The following is a 21,719-nucleotide window of genomic DNA, read 5'->3' on the forward strand; positions in this document are numbered from 1 at the left end:
ACTATTCTTTACAATCAAAAATAGACTGCTGGATATCATACTTTTTGATATTAAAAATATCTAAGATCGAATGATAAATAACATCCGTAGTGATGCTTTCTTCTTTTCTTTCTATTAAAGTATTTACTTTATTTTCATATGTTTCTTCGAATGAATTCGAATACCATACTATCATTGCTGGATTAGTAAGACTCTGAAAATGAGAGTGTAACCATTTTCCATCTTCGCCAAGTGCCTCACCGTGATCCGCTATATACACCATTATAGTAGGTTGGTTTTGACGTTCTAAAACTTTTATAATTGTATCCAAGAAGTTATCTAAATACAAAATAGTATTGTCATAAGAGTTGATCATTTGATCATTTGTCATTGAAGGAATATATTTACTATCAACTACTGGTAAAAATTTCCTGAACTCGTCAGTATATTTATCTTCATACCACCAATGGCTTCCTATCATATGCAATGTAAAAAGGCCTTTATTATGCTCAGAAATTTCCTCTTCAAATTTAGGAATTAAACTAAGATCCTGTTTCTTGTTAAAACTCCAAAACGATTTGAATTCATCAATAATAACCACATCACTATTAGTTTCTACTATAGCTTTATACGAGCTTTCTAAAAGTTGATTTCCGATCCATTTTGTTGGAATATTTTTAGAATTTATCATATCAAAAAGTGATATGATCGAGTCCTGAGGAACACTATAAATACCTTCATCAGTCAAAATTCTTGGTAAACTTAACGCTGTATTTGTTTTATTAGTAAATACCTTATCAAAACTTACAATATTTTTCCTAGTAGATAAGTTAGGAGTGGTTTTTCTAGAATACCCATTTAAATGTAAATGATCCGCTCTTACGGATTCTCCTAGAACCAACACTACTTTAACATCATTATCATTTGTATATTCAGTCTTTTTAATATTTTTTAATGGTAAATCTTCTTCAGAAGAATACTCGATCAAACTATAAAATAAGGAATACGGAAGTTTGCTACTAAAGCTTTTGAGTCTTACACCATCTGCCCAGAAAAATAAGCAAAATAACACCACACTAATAGGAAGAAAAACAAGAAAACCTTTCCTTTTTTCTAATTTATCATAATACTTAAAAACTAAAAACAAAACTCCAATTAAAACAAGTACAAAGAAAACTAACTGTATACTAATTAGATCTTTAACAACATATGGTTTAGTTGTTAAAGCTGCGTATATCAATGCTGAAGAAACCGAAATATCTATACTATATACCCAAAATGATAGAAAGCCTAACACTAAAAACAATACAGAAAAAAGTACTTTAAAAAGTACTTTAGATAACGAAATGATATATAATATCCCAGCAAATGTGGATTGAATAATACATAAATGAATTAGATATACTAAAACATCTTTTCCTCCTTTAAGGGGAATGTTATAATATGATGAACATGTAATAAAAAGAGCAAAAACAATGTTTAATAACAAGTGAAAATAAATCACTTTTTTATGCTCATCAAGTTTCATTATTATAAACTATATAGAAAATTTAGAAGCTATATCTGATGCTTCTTTACTTAACAATTCATTAGTATCTTCTTTTCCTTTTACTATAAAATCCTTAGCTAACTGATCTGGCTCTATCCCTTTTGTCTCTAAAACAACTCCCAGCGCTAACGTAATTACAATTCGCGTTCCTATTTTTTTAGCAGCAGTACCGTATAATGGTACTAATTCATCTATATCTACTTTTTTCGCTGCTTCTAAAATCTTAGTTTTAAGAGCCTCTCTTTTCTCTTCTGGTAAATTGGTATACTTCTTCCCCGCTCTTTTAATTTCGTCTATTGGAGACACTTCTCTTTGCTTATTTTCGTTTGGTTTGTTAGTATTAGATTGTTTATTAGTTGTAGGTTTAACTTTAGCCCATGTATCTCGTAAACCAACTGTTTTATTAAACACCAATGCATTAGATGTACTATCAGGATCCACATTAAAATATCCTAATCTTTGAAACTGAAACTGTTCCAGTAGTTTAGTATCTTTAAGACTAGGTTCTACATATCCAGTAATCACTTTTAACGAATCTGGATTCAGAAATTCCATAAAATCTTTCTCCTTATGACTATCTGGAGCTTCATCATTAAATAACCTATCATACAATCTAATTTCGGAAGGAATAGCGTGTTTTATGGATACCCAATGTAATGTTCCTTTTACATTACGTTTCGATTCTTCAGTACCACTACCCGATCTGCTTTTAGGATCATATGTACAATGGATTTCTGTAATATTACCATCGTTATCTTTTACAACACTTTCTCCTTTGATAATATACGCGTTTTTAAGACGAACTTCTTTACCAAGTGTTAATCTAAAATACTTGCGTCCTGCATCCTCTTTAAAATCTTCCTTCTCAATATATAGCTCCTTAGAAAAAGGAACTTGTCTTGAACCAGCTGTACTATCCTCAGGGTTATTTTCTGCTTCTAACCACTCCTCTTTTTCATCAGGATAATTAGTAATCACTAATTTTACTGGATCCAGAACCGCCATTACCCTAGGTGCTATTTTATTAAGATCCTCACGAACGCAAAATTCTAGTAATGAAACATCAATAACGTTTTCTCTTTTAGCTACACCTACTGTTTCTACAAATTTTCTTATAGATCCTGGCGTATAACCTCTTCTTCTTAAACCTGAAATCGTTGGCATTCTAGGATCATCCCAACCTTTTACAATACTATCATTAACCAATCTAAGTAATTTACGCTTACTCATAATCGTATAACTTAAATTAAGGCGTGCAAATTCTCTTTGTTTTGGTCTTATATTATCACTATAGATTTGATCCAAAAACCAATCATAGAGCTTTCTATGTGGTTTAAATTCTAATGAACACAGTGAATGAGAAATATGTTCTATATAGTCGCTTTCTCCATGAGTCCAATCATACATAGGATATATACACCACGTATCACCTGTTCTGTGATGAGATTTTTTTAATATCCTGTACATCAAAGGATCACGCATTAACATATTAGGATCGGCCATATCAATCTTCGCTCTAACTACGTGCTTGCCTTCATCAAATTCACCAGCCTTCATTCTCTGAAATAAATCAAGGTTCTCTTCTACAGATCTGTTTCTATACGGACTATTAATTCCTGGCTCTGTAGTAGTTCCTTTTTGTTCAGCGATCTCTTCAGAAGATTGGCTATCTACATAGGCTTTACCTTCTTTGATTAACGCAACTGTCCAATCATATAATTGCTGGAAATAATCAGAAGAATAACATTCTTTATCCCATTGATATCCTAACCAAGAGATATCTTCCTTAATAGCATCAACATACTCTTGCTCTTCTTTAGCAGGATTAGTATCATCAAAACGTAGGTTTACGGGAGCATTATATGTAATTCCTAATCCAAAACTAATACCTATTGCCTTGGTATGACCAATATGTAAATATCCATTAGGCTCCGGAGGAAAACGAAAACGCAAATCTTTTGGATTCATTCCATTTGCCAGATCTTCTTCTACAATATGTTCTAAAAAATTGAGTGATTTTTTTTCTTCTGTCATTGGTAAAAAATAAAATACAAAACTACCTAATATTTCTAATGATACACAACAATTGTATAATATCTGTTTTATAACTATATCACTTGTATAGAAAAGGGTTCTTTTCCTGTAAATTCTTACAAAAGATTCTAGTACCTTTGTAAAAAAAATTTGTGGGATTAATTACACTTAAAAACATCAAGATATATGCATATCACGGATGTCTGGTAGAAGAGAAAAAAATTGGTTCTGATTATAGAGTTGACTTAAAGATTAAAGCTAATCTTACTACGTCTGCTCATTCTGATCATCTTTCAGATACTGTTGATTATGTGCATCTTAATCACATTGTTAAAGAAGAAATGGCGATTCGTTCTAAATTACTTGAACATGCTGCAGAACGAATTTTAACTCGTATATTAGATGAGTTACCTTTGGTAAATAAAGCAACTGTTGATGTTTCAAAAATTAACCCACCTATTGGAGGAAATGTACAAATGGTTACAATTACTAGAAGTAAAAAAAGATAAATAAATCTGAAGTAATCATAAATTTTTTTACATTTGCCCTCGAAGACAAAAAGGGTGTCGTGGCCGAGTGGCTAGGCAGTGGTCTGCAACACCATCTACAGCGGTTCGAATCCGCTCGACACCTCAAAAAAAAGTCCTGTAATTGATACAGGACTTTTTTATTTAAAACCAGAATCTGGTCTTATTTTTTCAATCTTATCCTGAATTTTCTTTTCCATCGTATCAGGAAGAACACCTTTCAGAATCAGAAAAACTCCAAAAACCACCATAATCATACTAATTGCTCTTTTGATTATATACGTACGTTTAGGAGTTAATTTTCTTTTTAGACGCTTAGCTAATAACATTTTAAGTATATCAATAAATAGATATGTACTAAGAACCATTACAAAAAATAGAACAATTCTATTAGTATCCATATCCATTTGAGGACCTGCAACTACAATAATTCCAATCCAAAAAGCTAAAACACCAATATTTATAAAGTTTAATAAAAACCCTTTAAAAAAAAGCATAAAGTAATTATGCTTATTTATAATTTCTACAGAAGTATCTCTTAATTTGTTATAATTTTTTCTTTCTTTAATAAAAGAAATAGAACCATAAGTCGCTAATAACATCCCTCCAAAAACAAATAAGGCAGGATCATCTTTTATTTTCTCTAAAATTTGATTGGTACTGAAATACGCGATTAAAATAAATACTATATCTGCAAATATAACTCCTAGATCCACAGCTAAAGCTGCTCTAAATCCCTTGATAGCTGCAGTTTCTAGTAAAACAAAAAATACTGGCCCGATCAAAAAGGCTAATATAAATCCTAAAAATATTGCTGCCTGAGCGTCTTGAAACATAGAATGTAAGCGTGTTTCTTACAAATTTAGAAAATAGAACTTAGTTTACCTCTATAATTTTACCACCAAATACTTTTTTTCCATCAACTTCTTTTGGGTTTCCATAAATTCTTATAGTACCACCAGCAGCTGTATTAGCTTTTACATAATCACTAGCATGTACATTTGCTCTACCACCAGCACTAATTTTTACTTGAGTCCTAATAGTTTTTAAATCTTCTGAAATAAATTGTCCTCCAGCTTTAACAGTTACTTCTTGTTCTTCTGCGCTACCTTCTAAATGTAATCCACCACCACTAACTGCTCGTGCTAATAATTTATCAGTTTTTATCTCTGCATATATATCACCACCTTCTTGTGCTCTTAGATCCAACTCTGAAGCTTCTATTACTCCTTTTACCGTTATCTTAGCTCCTTCGTTTACATCCAATTTTGAAATATCTGTATAATACACAGTTACGTTAGTGTCATTATCATCCCAGGTATTACTTAAAGACATTTTAATTTTTAGAACATCATCTTTAAGAACTACATCAACTTCTTTTCTACTAATACCTGATATTTCTACCTTATTTTCTGATCCCTTAATAAGTTTAACTTCTATTTTATCAAAGACTTTAAGTTCATTAAAATCTCCTACATTTTTTGTTATAACCTTTTGAGCATTTAGCATAGATACAACAAATACTAACGAAAGAAATACTACTTTTTTCATTTCCTAAATAAATTTAAAATTGATAAATGTGTGATTTATATTTTGATTAACGATTACAACTCTTCTTTATTCTACTTCTTGTTTACTTCCAAGTAAAGTAAAGTCTAAATGTCTTTTAATAAGATCAGCATTCTTCACTTTTACATATACTTCATCTCCTAATTGGTATACTTTTTTAGAATGTTGACCAATTATAGCATATTCATCTTGATCAAATACATAATGATCATCACTCATATCTTTAAGACGTATCATTCCTTCGCACTTATTACTAATGATCTCCACATAAATACCCCATTCAGTTACTCCAGAAATGACTCCTAAAAATTCTTCGTCTTCATGATCTTTCATGAATTTGATTTGCATATACTTTATAGAATCTCTTTCTGCACTTGCTGCTAGATTTTCCATAGAACTACTATGATTGCATCGTTCTTCATATTCCTCTTCTGAAGCAGATTTTCCACTATCCAAATAATGTTGTAGCAAACGATGTGCCATAACATCCGGATACCTTCTTATAGGAGAAGTAAAATGCGAATAATAATCAAAAGCTAATCCGTAGTGTCCGATATTATGAGTAGTGTATTCAGCTTTGCTCATACTTCTAATTGCTAATGTATCTACAAGATTTTGTTCTTTTTTTCCCTGAACATCTCTTAATAATCCATTTAGTGAATTAGTCGTAGTCTTACGATCTCTTAAATCCAGTTTATAACCAAATCGTCCTATAACGTTTTGTAAAGCTGCTAACTTTTCGTCATTAGGTTCATCGTGAACTCTGTATATAAATGTTTTCTTTGGATTTTGCTTTCCAATGAACTCTGCGACCTTTTTATTAGCAAGTAACATAAACTCTTCAATAAGCTTATTTGCATCCTTAGAAGTCTTAAAAAACACTCCTATCGGATTATTTTCTTGGTTTAGATTAAATTTCACTTCTACTTTATCAAAAGAAATAGCTCCCTGCCCCATTCTTTTAGAACGCATAATCTTAGCTAATTCATCTAATTTAAGTACTGCATCGGCAATTTTTTGATCTGCTTTATACTGTTTTCCAGTTAAAGAAATTTCTTTTGGAATTGTATTTTCTTTAGTTTCTATAATATGCTGTGCTTCTTCATAAGCAAAACGTGCATCAGAATACGTAACCGTTCTACCGAACCATTGGTTTTTAATTTCTGCTTTATTATTTAATTCAAAAACAGCCGAAAACGTATACTTTTCTTCATGTGGTCGTAAAGAACAAGCATTATTTGATAAAACTTCCGGAAGCATCGGCACTACTCTATCTACCAAATAGACAGAGGTTGCTCTTTCATAAGCTTCCTCATCCAGAATTGTCCCTGTTTTTACATAATGTGATACATCGGCAATATGTATTCCTATTTCGTAATTTCCATTTTCTAAAACCTCAAACGAAAGTGCATCATCAAAATCTTTAGCATCTTTAGGATCAATAGTAAAGGTTAGCGTTTTACGCATATCTCTTCGTTTCTTTATCTCTGATTCCTGGATAGATGTATCTAATTCATTTGCATATGCTTCTACTTCTGGTGGAAATTCATATGGTAAACCATACTGCGCCAATATCGAATGAATCTCGGTGTTATGGTCTCCTGGTTTACCAAGTACTTTTATCACTTTTCCGAATGGAGAATCTGCTTTTTCAGGCCAATCTTCCAGTTTCACTAATACTTTATCACCATCTTCTGCATCTTTTATTTTATTCTTAGGAACAAAAATATCAGTATACATCTTACCATCCTGCATATTCACAAAAGCATAATTCTTTTGTATTTCGATGACACCTACAAATTCTTCTTTCTTCCTAGAAATAATTCTGGTAATCTCTCCTTCACTTTTTCCTCTTCGCTTACGTTTATATACATATACCTCAACTTCATCTCCGTTTAGCGCTTTATTAAGATTATTATTTGGTATAAAAATATCATCCTCGAGATCTGCTACTATTACATACCCTGTACCTTTTGATGTAATATCTAATCTTCCTGAATATGTATTAATATTTGGTACAATTTTAAACTTTCCTCTGTCTATTTCCTCAATCTCTTTTTTAGCCGCAAGTTGTGATAGTTTCTTTATTATTTGATTTCGGCTACTGGGATCGTCTACTCCAAATTTAGCAGCAATCTGCTTATAGTTAAAAGTTTGATTTGGTTCTGATTTAAGTATTTTGAGTATTCCTTGGGTAATATTTTCTATTTTCGGAGACTTTTTTCCTCTTCTTCTTTTTCTTTTCATTAATGTCTTTTAAATAATCTAATATAAAATTACAGCTTATCTTTTAACATAAGTTGATTTCTATATAAACTTTTATTAAATATTAAATTTTATTATTGTTTATAGTTAAAAAAATATGTTATCTGTAAATCAGTCTATTACAAACAACTATTATCAACAAATCTTCTTCTTTTTCTTAAAATTTACTTAATTTTAAAATACCAAGATTGTTATTTAATCGTTTGGTACTAAGTATATGATACCTAAAATCAAAAAAATTCATAAAATTATATTTCTATTTACGCTAATATTTTTATTAGGTATATATTATTCTACGCTTTATATTGGAAATACAATGGATCAGAAAACAGATACCAATGAGAAATCAGAAATAAATGGTGCTATACACTCTGATAAGGAAGCTACACAAATTAATTAACTCTTTTTTTATATAATTTGTATATTTAGATAATCTATTATCTGGATTATTTTTATGAAAGATTTTATTACAATTGCAACCTTTACGTATCCAAACGATTATGTAATATTACGACTTCTTTTGGAAAGAGAAGGTATTTCTTATTTTTTTGAGAACGAAACAATGATTGGAGTCTTTCCGTTTTACTCAAATGCTCTGGGTGGAATCAACTTAAAAATTCATCAAAAGGATCAAATTAAGGTTCAACAAATCATAGATGATCTAAACACAAATTCACATCTTAGAGTTATATAATCTATAAATCATGTTTTTATAGTTTTCAACATATATTATATATATACTTTTCTTTTCTTTAAAATTTAAAAATAAAAATGATGATTATGATGTAGTGTTGATAGCGGTATAACTTTATTAGAATTTATTTGTTTATTGAGTTAGTTTGATTTTTCAAATACATATTAACAACATATGAATAGGTTAATCAATTGAAAATCTTATAAAAATGATTTTTAATTAACAACTGTTTATAGTTTATAAACACATGTTTTTATTAATATTTCTACGGTAAAACCATAGTTGATAACAATAATTTAATGTTTAAAAACTTAGCAAGAAAAAAGTGGTAATAAATTTTGATATGTGCTTAGTAGCCATGTATTCTAATAATATTTAAAACCACCAAAAAAAGTTTCTCAATTTTAGGAACTATTTATCCACATGTAATGTTAACAGGAGGTAAGGGGTTATTAACATTAAGGTAATATTGGGTTAATTTATTGATTTTTTGAACTTTACTTTTTTTGTTTAAAGTATCTTTGCTTTCAATAAAAAATCTTAATCTTCTAACATAATTTAAAACTTAAAAGTTGTGAAAATAGCTATTGGAAATGATCACGCAGGAACAGAATATAAATTTGGAATAATAACATATTTAAAAACTCAAGGGATAGAGGTTGTAAATTATGGTACTGATGAGAATAGCAGTGTAGATTACCCGGATTTTGTTCATCCTGTAGCAAAAGATGTGGACACTAATAAGGTAGATTTTGGGATACTTATTTGTGGTAGTGGAAATGGTGTTTCAATGACTGCAAATAAATATAAAAATGTACGTGCTGGTTTATGTTGGACTAAAGAAATAACTGAATTAACAAGACAACATAATAATGCAAATATTATAAGCATTCCAGCAAGGTTTACATCCTTACCGCAAGCGATAGAAATGGTAAAAACCTTTTTAGAAACAGAATTTGAAGGAGGAAGACATCAGAATAGAGTAAATAAGATCTCTATGTGTTAATGAAAAGAATACATGGTAAAAACTCACGCTCATAACCATCATACACATTCACATCCAAAGCTAAGAGGGCGTAATTTATTAGTTTCTATTTTATTAAATATTGTAATTACAGTTGCACAAGTTATAGGCGGCTTAGTTTCTGGGAGTCTTTCTTTATTATCCGATGCACTTCATAATTTTAGTGATGTACTTTCTTTAATTGTTAGTTTTTTTGCCAATAGATTAGCAAAAAAAGAAGCATCTATTCAAAAAACTTTTGGATTTAAACGAGCAGAAATAATGGCAGCGTTTATAAACGCCTCTACCCTTATTGTCGTGGCTTTTTTTTTGGTTGTAGAAGCAATAGAGAGACTGCAAAACCCACAAGAAATTACAACTCAGACGGTCATTATATTATCTTCTGTAGCTATTTTAGGTAATGGTATAAGTGTTTTGTTGTTAAAAAAAGACAGCAAGGTAAATATGAATATGAGATCTGCATATATACACCTTATTACTGATATGATGGCGTCTGTTGCAGTTTTATTAGGAGGATTATTAATGAAGTTTTATCAAATATTTTGGGTAGATAGTGTTCTTACTTTTATTATCGCTATTTATTTAATTATTGTTGGGTATGATTTACTAAAATCATCTTTTAAAATATTAATGTTATTTACTCCGGAAAAAATAGCCGTAAAAGAGATTGTAACTATTGTAAACAATTTACCAGAGGTTAAAAGTATTCATCACATACATGTATGGCAACTTAATGAAGAGGAAACACATTTAGAGGCACACATAGATTTTGATAATGATATTCATGTGTCCAAATTCGGAGAAATATTACATATTATTGAGAATATATTGCACGATAAATTTGGCATTAACCATGTTACCTTGCAACCGGAGTATAATAAAAATGATAGTAAAGATATTATAGTACAAGATTGATATATGGATATTGAATTTAGAATTAAACGTTTTAATGAATTAGAACTTATAGAATTATATAAAATTTTGCGCTTACGCGCCGAAGTTTTTGTAGTAGAACAAGATTGTGTATATCAAGACATTGATAATAAAGATCAAAAAGCACTTCACGTGATAGGGTATAAGAACGATGAAATTGTAGCTTATACAAGAATATTTAACGATGGAGATTATTTCGAAAATGCCAGTATAGGTAGAGTAGTAGTATCTGAAAATTTCAGAAAATATGGCTACGGACATGATCTTATAAAGAAAAGTATTGAAGGAATAAAAGAAGAATTCCACGCTGATCAAATTAAAATATCAGCACAATGTTATCTTAAGAGGTTTTATGAAAAGCACGGATTTAAACAAATAGGAGAAGAATATCTGGAAGATGGGATTCCACACATAGCAATGATCAGGTCATAATAGAAAAACCGGCGATATCGCCGGTTTTTTGTTATAATAAATAAAAGAAGTTTAATTATTTTAAGATCTTATCGTATGTAGCTTTATTTCCTAAAACTTCTTTACTCTTTTTGATTTCTGGATTATGATTTATATAGTAGTTATAAAGTCCTTCTCTATACGAATAGCGTTTTACAATCTCATCAGTAAGTAAATTTGCAATTTCTGTTTTGTAGGTGTCTAATCCTTTCTCTTTAGAAACTTTTATAGATGCTAATAAAGCATTGTAACTTTCAGAAATATCTTTATCAAGTTTATCTTTTTTAGCTACTTCTAAGGATTTTTTAAGAGATTTTTCAGTAGCAGTTTCATAATCAAAACCGCTTTGTTTTACAAAATTTTTAAAATCCTCATAGTCCTTGTCAGTAAATTTGAAATTGGCAATATTATCATTTTGATGAGCATAGTAATATTTTGTTCCGTAATCAAATATAGCATCCGATTGAAGTAGAGAAGTGGTAATATTACTAAATTTCGAAGTTTCCATTTCGATATCTGGTTGAATTCCTCCACCGTCATATACAGTTCTTCCTTTTTTTGTTTTAAAAGCTTTAAAATCTTTTTCACTTATACGAACTGCTTTATTATTCTCATCACGATTCCAATAATCCAGGGCTTGTATACACCTTCCACTTGGTGTATAATAGCGAGATATTGTTATTTTTAGTTGCGTACCATAGGTTAATTTCTTGGGGCGCTGTACCAACCCTTTACCAAAACTTCTAGCACCAATCACAACACCTCTATCTAAATCCTGAATACTTCCAGCAACAATCTCACTCGCAGAAGCACTTCTACCATTTACTAATACTACTAATGGAATCTCTGTATCAATAGGGTTCTTTTTAGTGAAATATTCTTTATTATATTTTTTTACAACCGATTTGGTAGTGGTGATAAGTTCTCCTTTAGGGACAAATATGTTGGTAACATTTATAGCTTCGCTAAGCAGACCTCCGGGATTTCCTCTAAGATCCAGAATAATTTTATCTGCACCTTTAGCTTTTAGATCTTTTAGAGCAGCAACAGTTTCTGAGGATGCTTTGTTATTAAATTTAGATAACACAATATAGCCGGTATTATCATCTAATAATGTAGAAAACGGAACTGCTTTTACTTCTATTTCTTCTCTAGTTAGGATTGTGTTTTTTGTTTGATCTTGTCTCTTATAAGTAATTTCTACTTTGGTCCCACTAGCTCCTTTAAGAAGTTCTCCTGCATCTTCTTCAAAATCTGACACAGTTACATCACCAATCTTAATAATTTCATCTCCTGCCTTAAGACCAGCTTTATCTGCGGGATAATCTTTATAGGGTTCTACAATGATTATTTTATCCTTAACAGTTTTAACAGAAGCGCCAATCCCTGTATATTCTCCTGCATTTCTAATTTTGGAGGCCTCTACATCTTGTTCGTTCCAATATTTAGTATAAGGATCTAAATCGTCTAGCATAGCCTTAATAGCAGTGTCCATAAGTTCTGCAGGATTTGTTTCATCCACATAATTCATGTTTAACTCTTTAAACATCGTAGTAAAAATTTCAATCTGTTTGGCGATTTCAAAAAAATCAGATTTAAAACTTACAGTAGATAATAGAATAATAACTGCAACTGCAGGATAAAGGATTCTCTTTTTCATACTTTTTATCTTTTTCATTTTTTATCAAGCAATAAGATATTTAAAACTAAGGTGTTTCAATTTCTTTCGCAATGAACTTTTGTATTATTTCTTTTATTTTAGATTCTATCAATATATAATCAGGCATTTCTTTACCCGTATATAAGAACATAAAAGCAAATTGATGAGTAGTGTTATTGCTTACAAGATACTTATTTTTTCTATAACTTTCGCGCAGTAAACGTTTTATACGATTTCGATCTACTGCCTTTTTAAAATTACGTTTACTAACAGAAACTCCTGCTTGAATCTTAGCTTCTTTTTCTAAGGTAGTTTTTCTGTAAATAAGACGTACTGGATATTTGGCAATAGATTTCCCTTCTGAAAAAAGAAGCTCTATTTCCTTTTTACTTTTAAGTTTTTCATTCGTACCAAAGGTTGCTTTCATGTTTGGGTAAAAATACAATAAGATTCGGTATAAGATATTCTTAAAAAGAAAAACCAGAGTTGAAACACTTCAACTCTGGTTTTCTGAATTATTTTAAAAAATCAATACTATTTACTATTGAGCGAAATTATTATTAGCAGTGTTTACATCTGCCATCTGTTTAGTAATATCAATAGAAATTGTTTTTATAGCAGATTTAGGCTTAGAAATTTCTAACGAATAAGTTGGATTTGTCCACGCCCAATCGTCTAAAAGTGTACGTTTCATCTTCGGAAATGGATTATCCTTTTCCTTTCTCATCATTCTTAAAGGAATGTAAAAAGATTCTTTGGTTCCATCTAAATATTCTACATATACATCTATAGGCATTGGCATGAGTCCGATACGCTCTAATGTGATGGAAGTTTTCTTTTCTGTTTCTAAGACTTCTTTTATTCCATAATCAACAGTGTTCGTAGTTTGAGTCCAGTCTGTTAGATACCAGTCCAATTGCATACCAGAAACTTTTTCTGCTACACGTTTAAAATCATTAGGAGTAGGGTGTTTAAACTTCCATTCATCATAGTATCGTCTGATTGTTTTGGATAAGTTTTCTTCCCCTATAATATAGCCTAGTTGTGCCATAAAAACAGCTCCTTTTGCATATGCAGAGGCTCCATAAGCTCCATTTCTTGTATACCGATCTGCATGTGTAGATTGTGGTTGCTCTATACCAGAAGTAGCTAACTGAAAATATCCTTGGTACATTCCTGACATGGGGTTTGTTTTGTTTTGTTGCATTACTTCGTTCATTGCTAATGTCGAAATATAACTGGTAAAACCTTCATCCATCCATTCGTGTTTAGCTTCATTCGTTGCTAAAATATGCTGAAACCAAGCATGTGCCATTTCATGAGCAGTTACGCCTACTAAACTTCCGAAATTTCTTCCTCCTGTAATCAAAGTACACATAGCATACTCCATTCCACCATCTCCTCCTTGAATAATAGAATATTGGTCATATGGATATTTTCCTATTGTCGAACTAAAATATTTCATTAATTCTACAGATTTAGGCTGTAGTTTTTTCCAGTTTTCTAGATATTCTTCTTTGTTTTTATATAAAAAATGAAGTACTGGTCCATCAGGAACTTGAACTACATCGTGAATATATTCTGGATCTGCAGCCCAAGTAAAATCATGAACATTAGGTGCTACAAAGTGCCAAGACAGTTTTTTTCCTTTTTGTTTCACTTTTGTTCCTGGTTTTTCATACCCATATCCAATTTCCTGCGGATTCTGTAAATAACCTGATCCGCCTAAAATATAATTTTTATCAATGTTTATTGTTACATCAAAGTTTCCCCAAACACCGTGAAATTCTCGAGCAATATATGGATCCGCATGCCAACCTTCGAAGTCATATTCAGCCATTTTAGGATACCATTGTGTCATCGATAATGCAATATTTTCTTCATTATTACGTCCAGAACGACGAATCTGATTGGGAACCTGTCCATCAAAATCCATAGAAAAAGTTACCTTTTCTCCTGGCGCAACAGGTTTGTTTAACTGTACTTCTAAAACAGTACCAGCTACTTCATAAGTTACTTTTTTTCCATTTTGTGTTAAATTAGAAACTTTTAAGTATCCAATTTCTTCTGGAGTAAGTTTATTGATTTTATCCATTACTCTTGGATCCGGATCTGCAATGTTTCTAGAGCGTACATCCATTTCGCTTCCTGGCTGAAATGCATTAAAATATAAATGATAAAAAACTTGATACAAGGAATCTGGAGAATTGTTAGTGTATACTAGTTCTTGCTTTCCTGTATACTGAAAATTTTCCACATTCATGTCCACGTTCATTTTGTAATCAACGTGTTGCTGCCAGTAGTCTGTATTATTCTGTGCCGAAACACCTAAAACAGATAGTAAAAATCCAATTGAGATTATTTTAAACATAACTTGTTTTGTTTTTTATTTAGATATTTTCTCTGCTAAAATAAGAGCGTTATATAGATTTACCATCTTACCAGATTTAGATAATTCTGTAAATTTATCAGAATTGGTGGCATCACCACCAACTACTACAGTAGCAGTAGAGCTTAGACCACTGTTCATTAATATTTGTTTTACCTGAGCGGCTTTTAATTTTGGATAATAAGATCGAATAATCGCTGCAACGCCTGATACTGCTGGAGCTGCCATAGAAGTTCCCTGAAGGTACTCATAGGTGTTAGACGGAGTAGTAGCCCATATTTTTACACCAGGAGCAAAAGCATCTACATTACTTTTTCCGTAATTAGAAAAATCAGCGACAAGGTTGGAACCATACTCATAATTTAATGCTCCTATAGTAATAAAATTATCAGAAACTTCAGAAGAATTATCTGTTTGATCATTAGGATATACCGGTTTTTGATCTAAGTCTATGCCTTCATTTCCTGCCGCATTAACAATCAAGACGTCTTTTTCTGCTGCATATTTTATAGCTTCTCTTACCCATTCCGGATGAGTCGAATAGTACTTTCCAAAACTTGTATTAATAACTTTAGCGCCATTATCTGTAGCATATCTAATGGCTAAAGCAATATCTTTATCATATTCGTCGCCATTAGGAACGGCTCTAATTGCCATAATTTCTACATTTTTTGCAACTCCATTAACTCCTTTTCCATTATTTCGTTCAGCAGCAATAATTCCTGCAACGTGAGTTCCGTGTTTTATACCTTCTTTTTCAGGATTAGGCCCCATTACTTTGTTATTCCCATAGCTGTTATCACTAATGTTATCAACATTATCTCCTACTTTGGCTCTTCCATCAAAATCAAGATTAAGATGGTAGTTTAATTGTTCTGTAAAATGCTTAATACCATCCTTTAAATTGTTTATTAAGTCTGGAATCGTTTCACCTTCTTCTAAAAACCCAAACATCTGAGAAAGTATTGCTACATATTGCTGCATTTCGGGAGTTTCAGCTTTTGCAGAAAGTAATTCTTGTTGGGTATAATTTTCTTTTCCTAATACTTCAGTAAGCTTTTTGTGAGAGATGTTAACTTGCTGCAATATCTGTTCATATCTATTTTTATTAGCAAGAGCCTCTTGGTATTCCTTTTCATATTCTGCTTTAGCTTCAATATAAGTCTGGTACTCATCTTTATCCGATGAATCAATAGAGGCTAAATTTTTCCCATCATATTTTGGCTTAAGTTTTTTTACGATTCTCGTGTATTCTAGATTTTCATTATCGGAGTCTCCTAAAAAATTCCAACCGTGAATATCATCTATATATCCATTTTTGTCGTCGTCTTTTCCATTATTTTTGATTTCTTTGGTGTTGGTCCAAATAACATCATCAAGGTCTTCATGTTCTATATCTACACCACTATCTATAACAGCAACAATAACAGTCTGTCCTTTTTTGGTTTTGATTAACTCAGTGTATGCTCGATTAACACTCATTCCAGGAATGGTATCAATAGTTAAATCTGAAGAGTTCCAATTTTTTAGCTGAGCTTCGGTTAATACAATGTTTTTTAAAGGAATAGTGTCAATATTTTCTATTGGTGTAGAAATTATTGAAGGCGTTCCGCAACTACTCAATAACATTGCAGAGGCAACAGAGGTTATTATTATTTTATTAGACTTGGGAATCATAGTATTATTAATTAAATATTTCATTACAAGTAAAAGTTTCTTTGTATCGTACACCTTTTTCGGTTTGTTGTACTGTTATAATCTCATTATGTGCGTCGTGCTCCATAAACAGGTACCAATTATTTGAGGCTGCATTTTCCAAAAATAATTTTTTTTCTGGTAATGTTAATAACGGTCTGGTATCATACCCCATTACATATGGTAAAGGAATGTGACCGGCAGTAGGTAGAAGGTCTGCCATAAACACGATTGTTTTTTCTTTATATTTTATATGTGGGATCATTTGTTTTTCTGTATGACCATCTACAAATAGTACGCCAAATCCCAATTCAGTGTTTTTTTGAAATGTTTCTCCCGTTCTAGTAATAAAGCTGAGGTTTCCGCTTTCTTTAATAGGAAGAATATTTTCTTTTAAGAAAGAGGCTTTTTCTCTAGCGTTAGGTTCAGTAGCCCATTTCCAGTGGTTTTCATTGCTCCAGATTTTAGCGTTTTTAAAAGCCAGTTCATAACCTGTTTTATTATCATTCCATTGTACGACACCACCGCAGTGATCAAAATGTAAGTGAGTTATAAAAACATCTGTAATATCATCTCTATGAAACCCTTTTTCTTTTAGAGATGTGTCTAAGTTGTCATCACCCCAAAGAGAATAATAACCAAAAAACTTGTCTGATTGTTTATTTCCCATTCCTGTGTCAATCAAAATCAAACGATCTCCATCTTCTATTAATAAGCACCTGGCGGCAATATCGATCAGGTTATTAGCGTCGGCTGGATTCGTTTTATTCCATAAAACTTTAGGAACGACACCAAACATGGCTCCACCGTCAAGTTTAAAGTTTCCTGCTTTTACTGCATGTAATTTCATGTGTTAATACTATTGTTTTTGATGTCACATGAAACTCTCCAAGGAATTATTTTGATGCGAATCAGAAGTTTTCTATTGGTTTGTTTCATAATTGAATAAAAATCTTTGCAAAATAGAAAAAATGTAAAGGATCAAGATTTAATTTGTAGACTTTTTAACAATATTCCATCAAAATCGATCTGTGATATAGCTTTCTTTAATCTAATTCCACAATCTAACAATGTCTTAAATTCCTTAACACTGGCAACACGTTCTTTTCGCATTAATAACAGTTCATTACCATAAGACTTGGTATGATAATAAGGATTGCTTTCAAAAAACAATATTAATTCATCTGTAAAGAATAGTTTTATTTTTTCTATATGTTCTCCTAAAAGACAAAAACGTTTGGAAAAATTTGGGTGATCCTCTATCAAAATATCCTAAAATTAACTTTTTAATAGCAACTTGTTTTTCTTTTGTTTTTAATCCAACATGAACAAGTATTAACTTAGAATCAAAAAAACCGACCATTCTCATGGCTTCTTATACATGGTTCTTAAAGTTTGGAGAGAATGCCAATCCTATAAGTATGGTTTTAAATTTGTGATCTAATAATCCACCCAATATTGTATGGTCTAAAAATGTCAAGGCGAGAATATAGTGTTATTTTTCGGAAGTATAAAATCAATAAAGAGATACATATTTCTAAAAAAATTCCGATATTTTGCTGCTCTTAGATAATTAAGTAAAGAATATGGTAGAATTAGCAGGCATTATAATTTTAGGAATTTTAGCCCAATGGGTCGCCTGGAAGTTTAAGATTCCAGCAATTTTGCCTCTTATATTGATCGGACTCTTAGTTGGGCCGATAGCAACGTTATATACTGCAGATGGAGCTAAATTAATACAACCAATTTACAATGGAAAAGAAGGTCTGTTTCCTGGTGAGAGTTTATTCTATTTTGTTTCATTAGCGATTGGTATTATTCTTTTTGAAGGAGGATTAACACTAAGAAGAAATGAAATTCTTAATGTTGGCCCAGTAATTCTTAAGCTAATTACTGTTGCTGTTTTGGTAACATTTTTTGGAGCTGGATTCGCTGCACATTTTATTTTCGAGCTTAGCTGGCCAATTTCATTTTTATTTTCTTCTCTTATTATTGTAACAGGTCCTACAGTGATTACGCCTATTTTGAGAAATATACCTTTAAAAAAGGACATTTCTGCGGTATTAAAATGGGAAGGAATTCTTATAGATCCAATAGGTGCTTTGGTTGCTGTTTTAGTTTTTGAGTTTATAAGTGTTGGAGAAGAACAGGCTTTTACGAAAACAGCACTTATTGAGTTCGCAAAAATAGTTTTATTTGGTTTTACATTTGGTTTCGCTTTTGCCCACGCATTAGCTTTAGCAATTAAGAAACAAGTAATACCACATTATTTGCTTAATGTTTTCACCTTGGCAACAGTTATGGGTGTTTTCGTTTTATCGGATGTTTTTGCCCATGAATCTGGTTTGCTTTCTGTAGTTGTAATGGGTATGGTATTAGGTAATACTAAGTTACCAAATATTGAAGAACTATTGTATTTTAAGGAATCCTTGAGCGTTTTATTAATTTCTATTTTATTTATTCTTCTAGCGGCAAATATAAATATTGAAGACTTAAAATTAATTTATAACTGGAATGCTCTTTTACTTTTTGCATCTGTTGTTTTCTTTATTAGACCTTTAGGCGTTTTTCTAAGTTCTATGAATTCTGGACTTAAATTATCAGAAAAACTTTTTATAAGTTGGGTTGGTCCCAGAGGAATTGTAGCAGCCGGGATTGCTTCTTTATTTGGATTAAAGCTTGCCAAGAATGGAGAACCTGGAGCAGAGTATATTACTCCATTAGTTTTTATGATAGTTTTGGGGACTGTGCTTCTAAACGCAACAACAGCAAGAATGTTTGCTAAAATGGTAGGGGTGTTTCTAACAAAATCAGAAGGGATTCTTATAATTGGAGCATCAAAGGTTTCTAGGTTAATAGCTTCATATTTAAAAAATAATCAACGCCACGTGGTATTGGTTGATAGTAATCGTGATAATATTAAGAAGGCAAAGGCTTTAGGCTTAGAAGCTTTAGAAGGCAGTATATATAGTGATCAATTAACAAATAACATAGAACTAAATGATATTGGTTTTTTAATGGCACTGACCGGTAATACGGATATAAATAAGTTTTCAATTAATAAATTTAGAGATCAGTTTGGAGAAAATGGTTCTTTTAGGTTAGTCAGTTCTGAAGAGATGAATGATCCAGAAAATAATCCAAACGAAGGTTTGTTTTCTCATACCGATGATTATAGTAATTTAATGAATTTAGCAGAAAAATATCCAGGTATACAGGAGATTAAAATTAAGGATGCTGATCATTATAGCTCAATGATTACAATTACGAAACAGGATAAAGACATTATTCCCTTATTTATTAAAGATCCGGATGGAAATATTAGAATTATTTCTGCTTACAGCGAAAAAATGGAACAAATTAATAAGGATAGTTTTTTAGTATATATTGGTAAGCCAATAGATGCGGAAGAGGTAAAGTAAAAACGACAAAAAGTGGGTTTTTTCCGTCAAAATACACAGTTTTAACAAAATATTTTGTTAATTGTAAATTAATCCTATATATTCGCAATCCTAAAAATTTAATTTTTTAAAACCCAAATTATGAAAAAACTTATGTTTGTTGCCGTTTTCGGTATGGCTTTAGGATTTACTTCTTGTGGAGAAGATGATGTTGTAGATTTTGTATGTGATGCTTTAGAAGAAGAGCTTAGAGTTGACGTTGAATCAGCATTTGCTGAATACGAGGCCGACGCTACACCTGCTACATGTGCTGGTCTTAAAAATGCAATTGATTCTTACAGAGCAAGTGATTGTGGATCAGCTGATGCATATGCTGCACAAAGAGATGCTTTACCAGAAGATTGTGCTACTGCTGGTGCAGGAAACTAAACGACATTCTTACAATAAATTGAAAAGGTGATCATAATGATCACCTTTTTTTATAAATTAATTTGCCTCTTTTATAAGATAAATGTAAACCGGAAAATGATCACTATACCCTCCAGTGTAGGCACCGTTAGCAAAGCTTCTATAAGGGTATCCTTTATATCTTCCACGTGGATTAGCTAAATAATTTTTATTATAAACACCGGCTTTATAGTATTTATATGTGGTATAATCTTTATCAAGTAAACCTTTAGAAACAATAATCTGGTCAAAAAGATTCCAGCTATCCCTCCAGGCGAGAGAACCAATTCCTTTTTTAGACATATTATACATTGGATTGTATAAACCTTTTAGTTTTACATCTTCTTTGTCTGATTTGGCACCGAGTACTTTTTTCACGCTTGTATTGTCCGGGTCATCATTTAAGTCGCCCATGGTAATTACCTTGGCGTATGGGTCCACAGCAAAAAGCGAATCAATAATTTTTTTATTCAACGCTGCCGCCTTTTCTCTTTTATAACGACTACGAGCTTCACCACCACTTCTTGATGGCCAATGATTAACAATTACATGTATTAAATCTCCATCAAGATATCCACTAACTAATAACTGATCTCTGGTATAGACACGTTTTTTTTCATCACCATTATTATAGATTAATAATTCATGAACACTAGTGTTTATAGGTCTAAACAAAGATTTTTGATATAATAAGGCAACATCAATACCTCTTCTGTCTGGAGAGTCGAATTGTACAATCCCATAGTCTTTAGGTAAAAGAACAGGTTCATTGACTAAATCTTCTAGTACTTTTCTGTTTTCTGTTTCTGCTACTCCTATAAGTGCAGGAGCATTTTTTGTGACATCAGAACCTATTTCAGAAATAACCTTGGCCATGTTTTTTAGTTTGTCCTTATATATCTTTTCTGTCCAATGATCTTTGCCATTTGGTGTTCGATCGTCATCATACGTAATCGGATCATCTTCCGTATCAAAAAGATTTTCAACATTATAAAAAGCAATTGTATTTACCTTGTATGTTTTCTTTTCTTGAGAAAAAACACCGAAAATAGGGCTTATTACTATGATTATGGCAAGCAAATATTTTGAGTTCATTATATAAT

The 21,719-nt window shown here is 31.3% G+C and carries 19 protein-coding genes and 1 tRNA gene; 8 read left to right on the plus strand and 12 right to left on the minus strand.

The annotated features are described in order from the left end of the window. Window position 1 precedes the first annotated feature (1 nt). Together Q0829_RS21720 and Q0829_RS21725 are read right to left on the minus strand one after the other, a co-directional pair. Window positions 2-1,507, minus strand: coding sequence for a phosphoethanolamine transferase (locus tag Q0829_RS21720; RefSeq protein WP_298546913.1), 1,506 nt, complete (start codon window positions 1,505-1,507; stop codon window positions 2-4). Window positions 1,508-1,516: 9 nt separating this feature from the next. Next, window positions 1,517-3,562, minus strand: coding sequence for a glutamine--tRNA ligase/YqeY domain fusion protein (locus Q0829_RS21725; protein WP_298546915.1), 2,046 nt, complete (start codon window positions 3,560-3,562; stop codon window positions 1,517-1,519). Between the two features lie 152 nt (window positions 3,563-3,714). On the opposite strand from Q0829_RS21725, the gene folB reads away from it, so the two are divergent. Both folB and Q0829_RS21735 read left to right on the plus strand, forming a co-directional pair. After that, the gene (gene folB / locus Q0829_RS21730; RefSeq protein ID WP_298546917.1) at window positions 3,715-4,071 is read left to right on the plus strand and encodes a dihydroneopterin aldolase; all 357 of its coding nucleotides are present in this window, start codon (window positions 3,715-3,717) and stop codon (window positions 4,069-4,071) included. Between the two features lie 53 nt (window positions 4,072-4,124). Then, a tRNA-Cys gene (locus Q0829_RS21735) sits at window positions 4,125-4,195 on the plus strand. A gap of 34 nt (window positions 4,196-4,229) precedes the next feature. Here Q0829_RS21735 and Q0829_RS21740 read toward each other — a convergent pair. The 3 genes from Q0829_RS21740 to rnr form a co-directional block, all read right to left on the minus strand. Next, window positions 4,230-4,925, minus strand: coding sequence for a LysE family transporter (locus Q0829_RS21740; RefSeq protein ID WP_298546919.1), 696 nt, complete (start codon window positions 4,923-4,925; stop codon window positions 4,230-4,232). Window positions 4,926-4,965: 40 nt separating this feature from the next. Further along, the gene (locus Q0829_RS21745) at window positions 4,966-5,640 is read right to left on the minus strand and encodes a head GIN domain-containing protein (protein ID WP_298546921.1); all 675 of its coding nucleotides are present in this window, start codon (window positions 5,638-5,640) and stop codon (window positions 4,966-4,968) included. Window positions 5,641-5,706: 66 nt separating this feature from the next. Next, window positions 5,707-7,905: a ribonuclease R gene (gene rnr, locus Q0829_RS21750; RefSeq protein ID WP_298546923.1), complete on the minus strand. Its 2,199-nt coding sequence runs from the start codon at window positions 7,903-7,905 to the stop codon at window positions 5,707-5,709. A 472-nt stretch (window positions 7,906-8,377) separates the two neighbouring features. Between rnr and Q0829_RS21755 the strand changes: the two genes are divergently transcribed. The 4 genes from Q0829_RS21755 to Q0829_RS21770 all read left to right on the plus strand — a co-directional run bounded on the left by Q0829_RS21755 (window position 8,378) and on the right by Q0829_RS21770 (window position 11,006). Then, window positions 8,378-8,617 carry a DUF2007 domain-containing protein gene (locus Q0829_RS21755; RefSeq protein ID WP_298546925.1) on the plus strand — a complete coding sequence of 80 codons (240 nt, stop codon included), beginning with the start codon at window positions 8,378-8,380 and terminating at the stop codon, window positions 8,615-8,617. Between the two features lie 574 nt (window positions 8,618-9,191). After that, the gene (gene rpiB / locus Q0829_RS21760; RefSeq protein WP_298546927.1) at window positions 9,192-9,623 is read left to right on the plus strand and encodes a ribose 5-phosphate isomerase B; all 432 of its coding nucleotides are present in this window, start codon (window positions 9,192-9,194) and stop codon (window positions 9,621-9,623) included. Window positions 9,624-9,635: 12 nt separating this feature from the next. Next, the gene (locus Q0829_RS21765) at window positions 9,636-10,556 is read left to right on the plus strand and encodes a cation diffusion facilitator family transporter (RefSeq protein WP_298546929.1); all 921 of its coding nucleotides are present in this window, start codon (window positions 9,636-9,638) and stop codon (window positions 10,554-10,556) included. Window positions 10,557-10,559: 3 nt separating this feature from the next. Further along, window positions 10,560-11,006, plus strand: a complete 447-nt coding sequence (locus Q0829_RS21770) for a GNAT family N-acetyltransferase (RefSeq protein WP_298546930.1) — start codon at window positions 10,560-10,562, stop codon at window positions 11,004-11,006. Between the two features lie 55 nt (window positions 11,007-11,061). Here Q0829_RS21770 and Q0829_RS21775 read toward each other — a convergent pair whose 3' ends face one another. The 6 genes from Q0829_RS21775 to Q0829_RS21800 all read right to left on the minus strand — a co-directional run bounded on the left by Q0829_RS21775 (window position 11,062) and on the right by Q0829_RS21800 (window position 18,034). Then, a complete protein-coding gene (locus Q0829_RS21775) occupies window positions 11,062-12,684 on the minus strand; it encodes a S41 family peptidase (RefSeq protein WP_298546932.1) in 1,623 nt (540 codons plus the stop codon). Window positions 12,685-12,730: 46 nt separating this feature from the next. Further along, window positions 12,731-13,111, minus strand: a complete 381-nt coding sequence (gene rnpA / locus Q0829_RS21780; RefSeq protein ID WP_298546934.1) for a ribonuclease P protein component — start codon at window positions 13,109-13,111, stop codon at window positions 12,731-12,733. 114 nt (window positions 13,112-13,225) lie between these two features. Beyond that, window positions 13,226-15,055: a M1 family metallopeptidase gene (locus Q0829_RS21785; protein WP_298546936.1), complete on the minus strand. Its 1,830-nt coding sequence runs from the start codon at window positions 15,053-15,055 to the stop codon at window positions 13,226-13,228. A gap of 15 nt (window positions 15,056-15,070) precedes the next feature. Beyond that, a complete protein-coding gene (locus Q0829_RS21790; protein WP_298546938.1) occupies window positions 15,071-16,774 on the minus strand; it encodes a S8 family peptidase in 1,704 nt (567 codons plus the stop codon). Further along, a complete protein-coding gene (locus Q0829_RS21795; RefSeq protein WP_298546939.1) occupies window positions 16,758-17,618 on the minus strand; it encodes an MBL fold metallo-hydrolase in 861 nt (286 codons plus the stop codon). The genes Q0829_RS21790 and Q0829_RS21795 overlap by 17 nt, the downstream gene beginning before the upstream one ends. A 131-nt stretch (window positions 17,619-17,749) precedes the next feature. Beyond that, complete coding sequence (locus Q0829_RS21800) at window positions 17,750-18,034, minus strand: hypothetical protein (protein WP_298546941.1); 285 nt, start codon at window positions 18,032-18,034, stop codon at window positions 17,750-17,752. Between the two features lie 320 nt (window positions 18,035-18,354). On the opposite strand from Q0829_RS21800, the gene Q0829_RS21805 reads away from it, so the two are divergent. Further along, on the plus strand, window positions 18,355-20,190 hold the full coding sequence (locus Q0829_RS21805; RefSeq protein WP_298546943.1) for a sodium:proton antiporter: 1,836 nt from the start codon (window positions 18,355-18,357) through the stop codon (window positions 20,188-20,190). Window positions 20,191-20,310: 120 nt separating this feature from the next. Beyond that, the gene (locus Q0829_RS21810) at window positions 20,311-20,598 is read left to right on the plus strand and encodes a hypothetical protein (RefSeq protein WP_298546945.1); all 288 of its coding nucleotides are present in this window, start codon (window positions 20,311-20,313) and stop codon (window positions 20,596-20,598) included. A gap of 57 nt (window positions 20,599-20,655) precedes the next feature. Here the strand turns inward: Q0829_RS21810 and Q0829_RS21815 are convergent, their stop codons facing one another. Then, entirely contained in the window at window positions 20,656-21,711 is a 1,056-nt protein-coding gene (locus Q0829_RS21815; protein WP_298546947.1) for an endonuclease/exonuclease/phosphatase family protein, read from the minus strand. Between the last annotated feature and the right edge of the window lie 8 nt (window positions 21,712-21,719).

Origin of the sequence: uncultured Aquimarina sp. (assembly GCF_947492405.1) — a bacterium.
Lineage (GTDB): Bacteria > Bacteroidota > Bacteroidia > Flavobacteriales > Flavobacteriaceae > Aquimarina.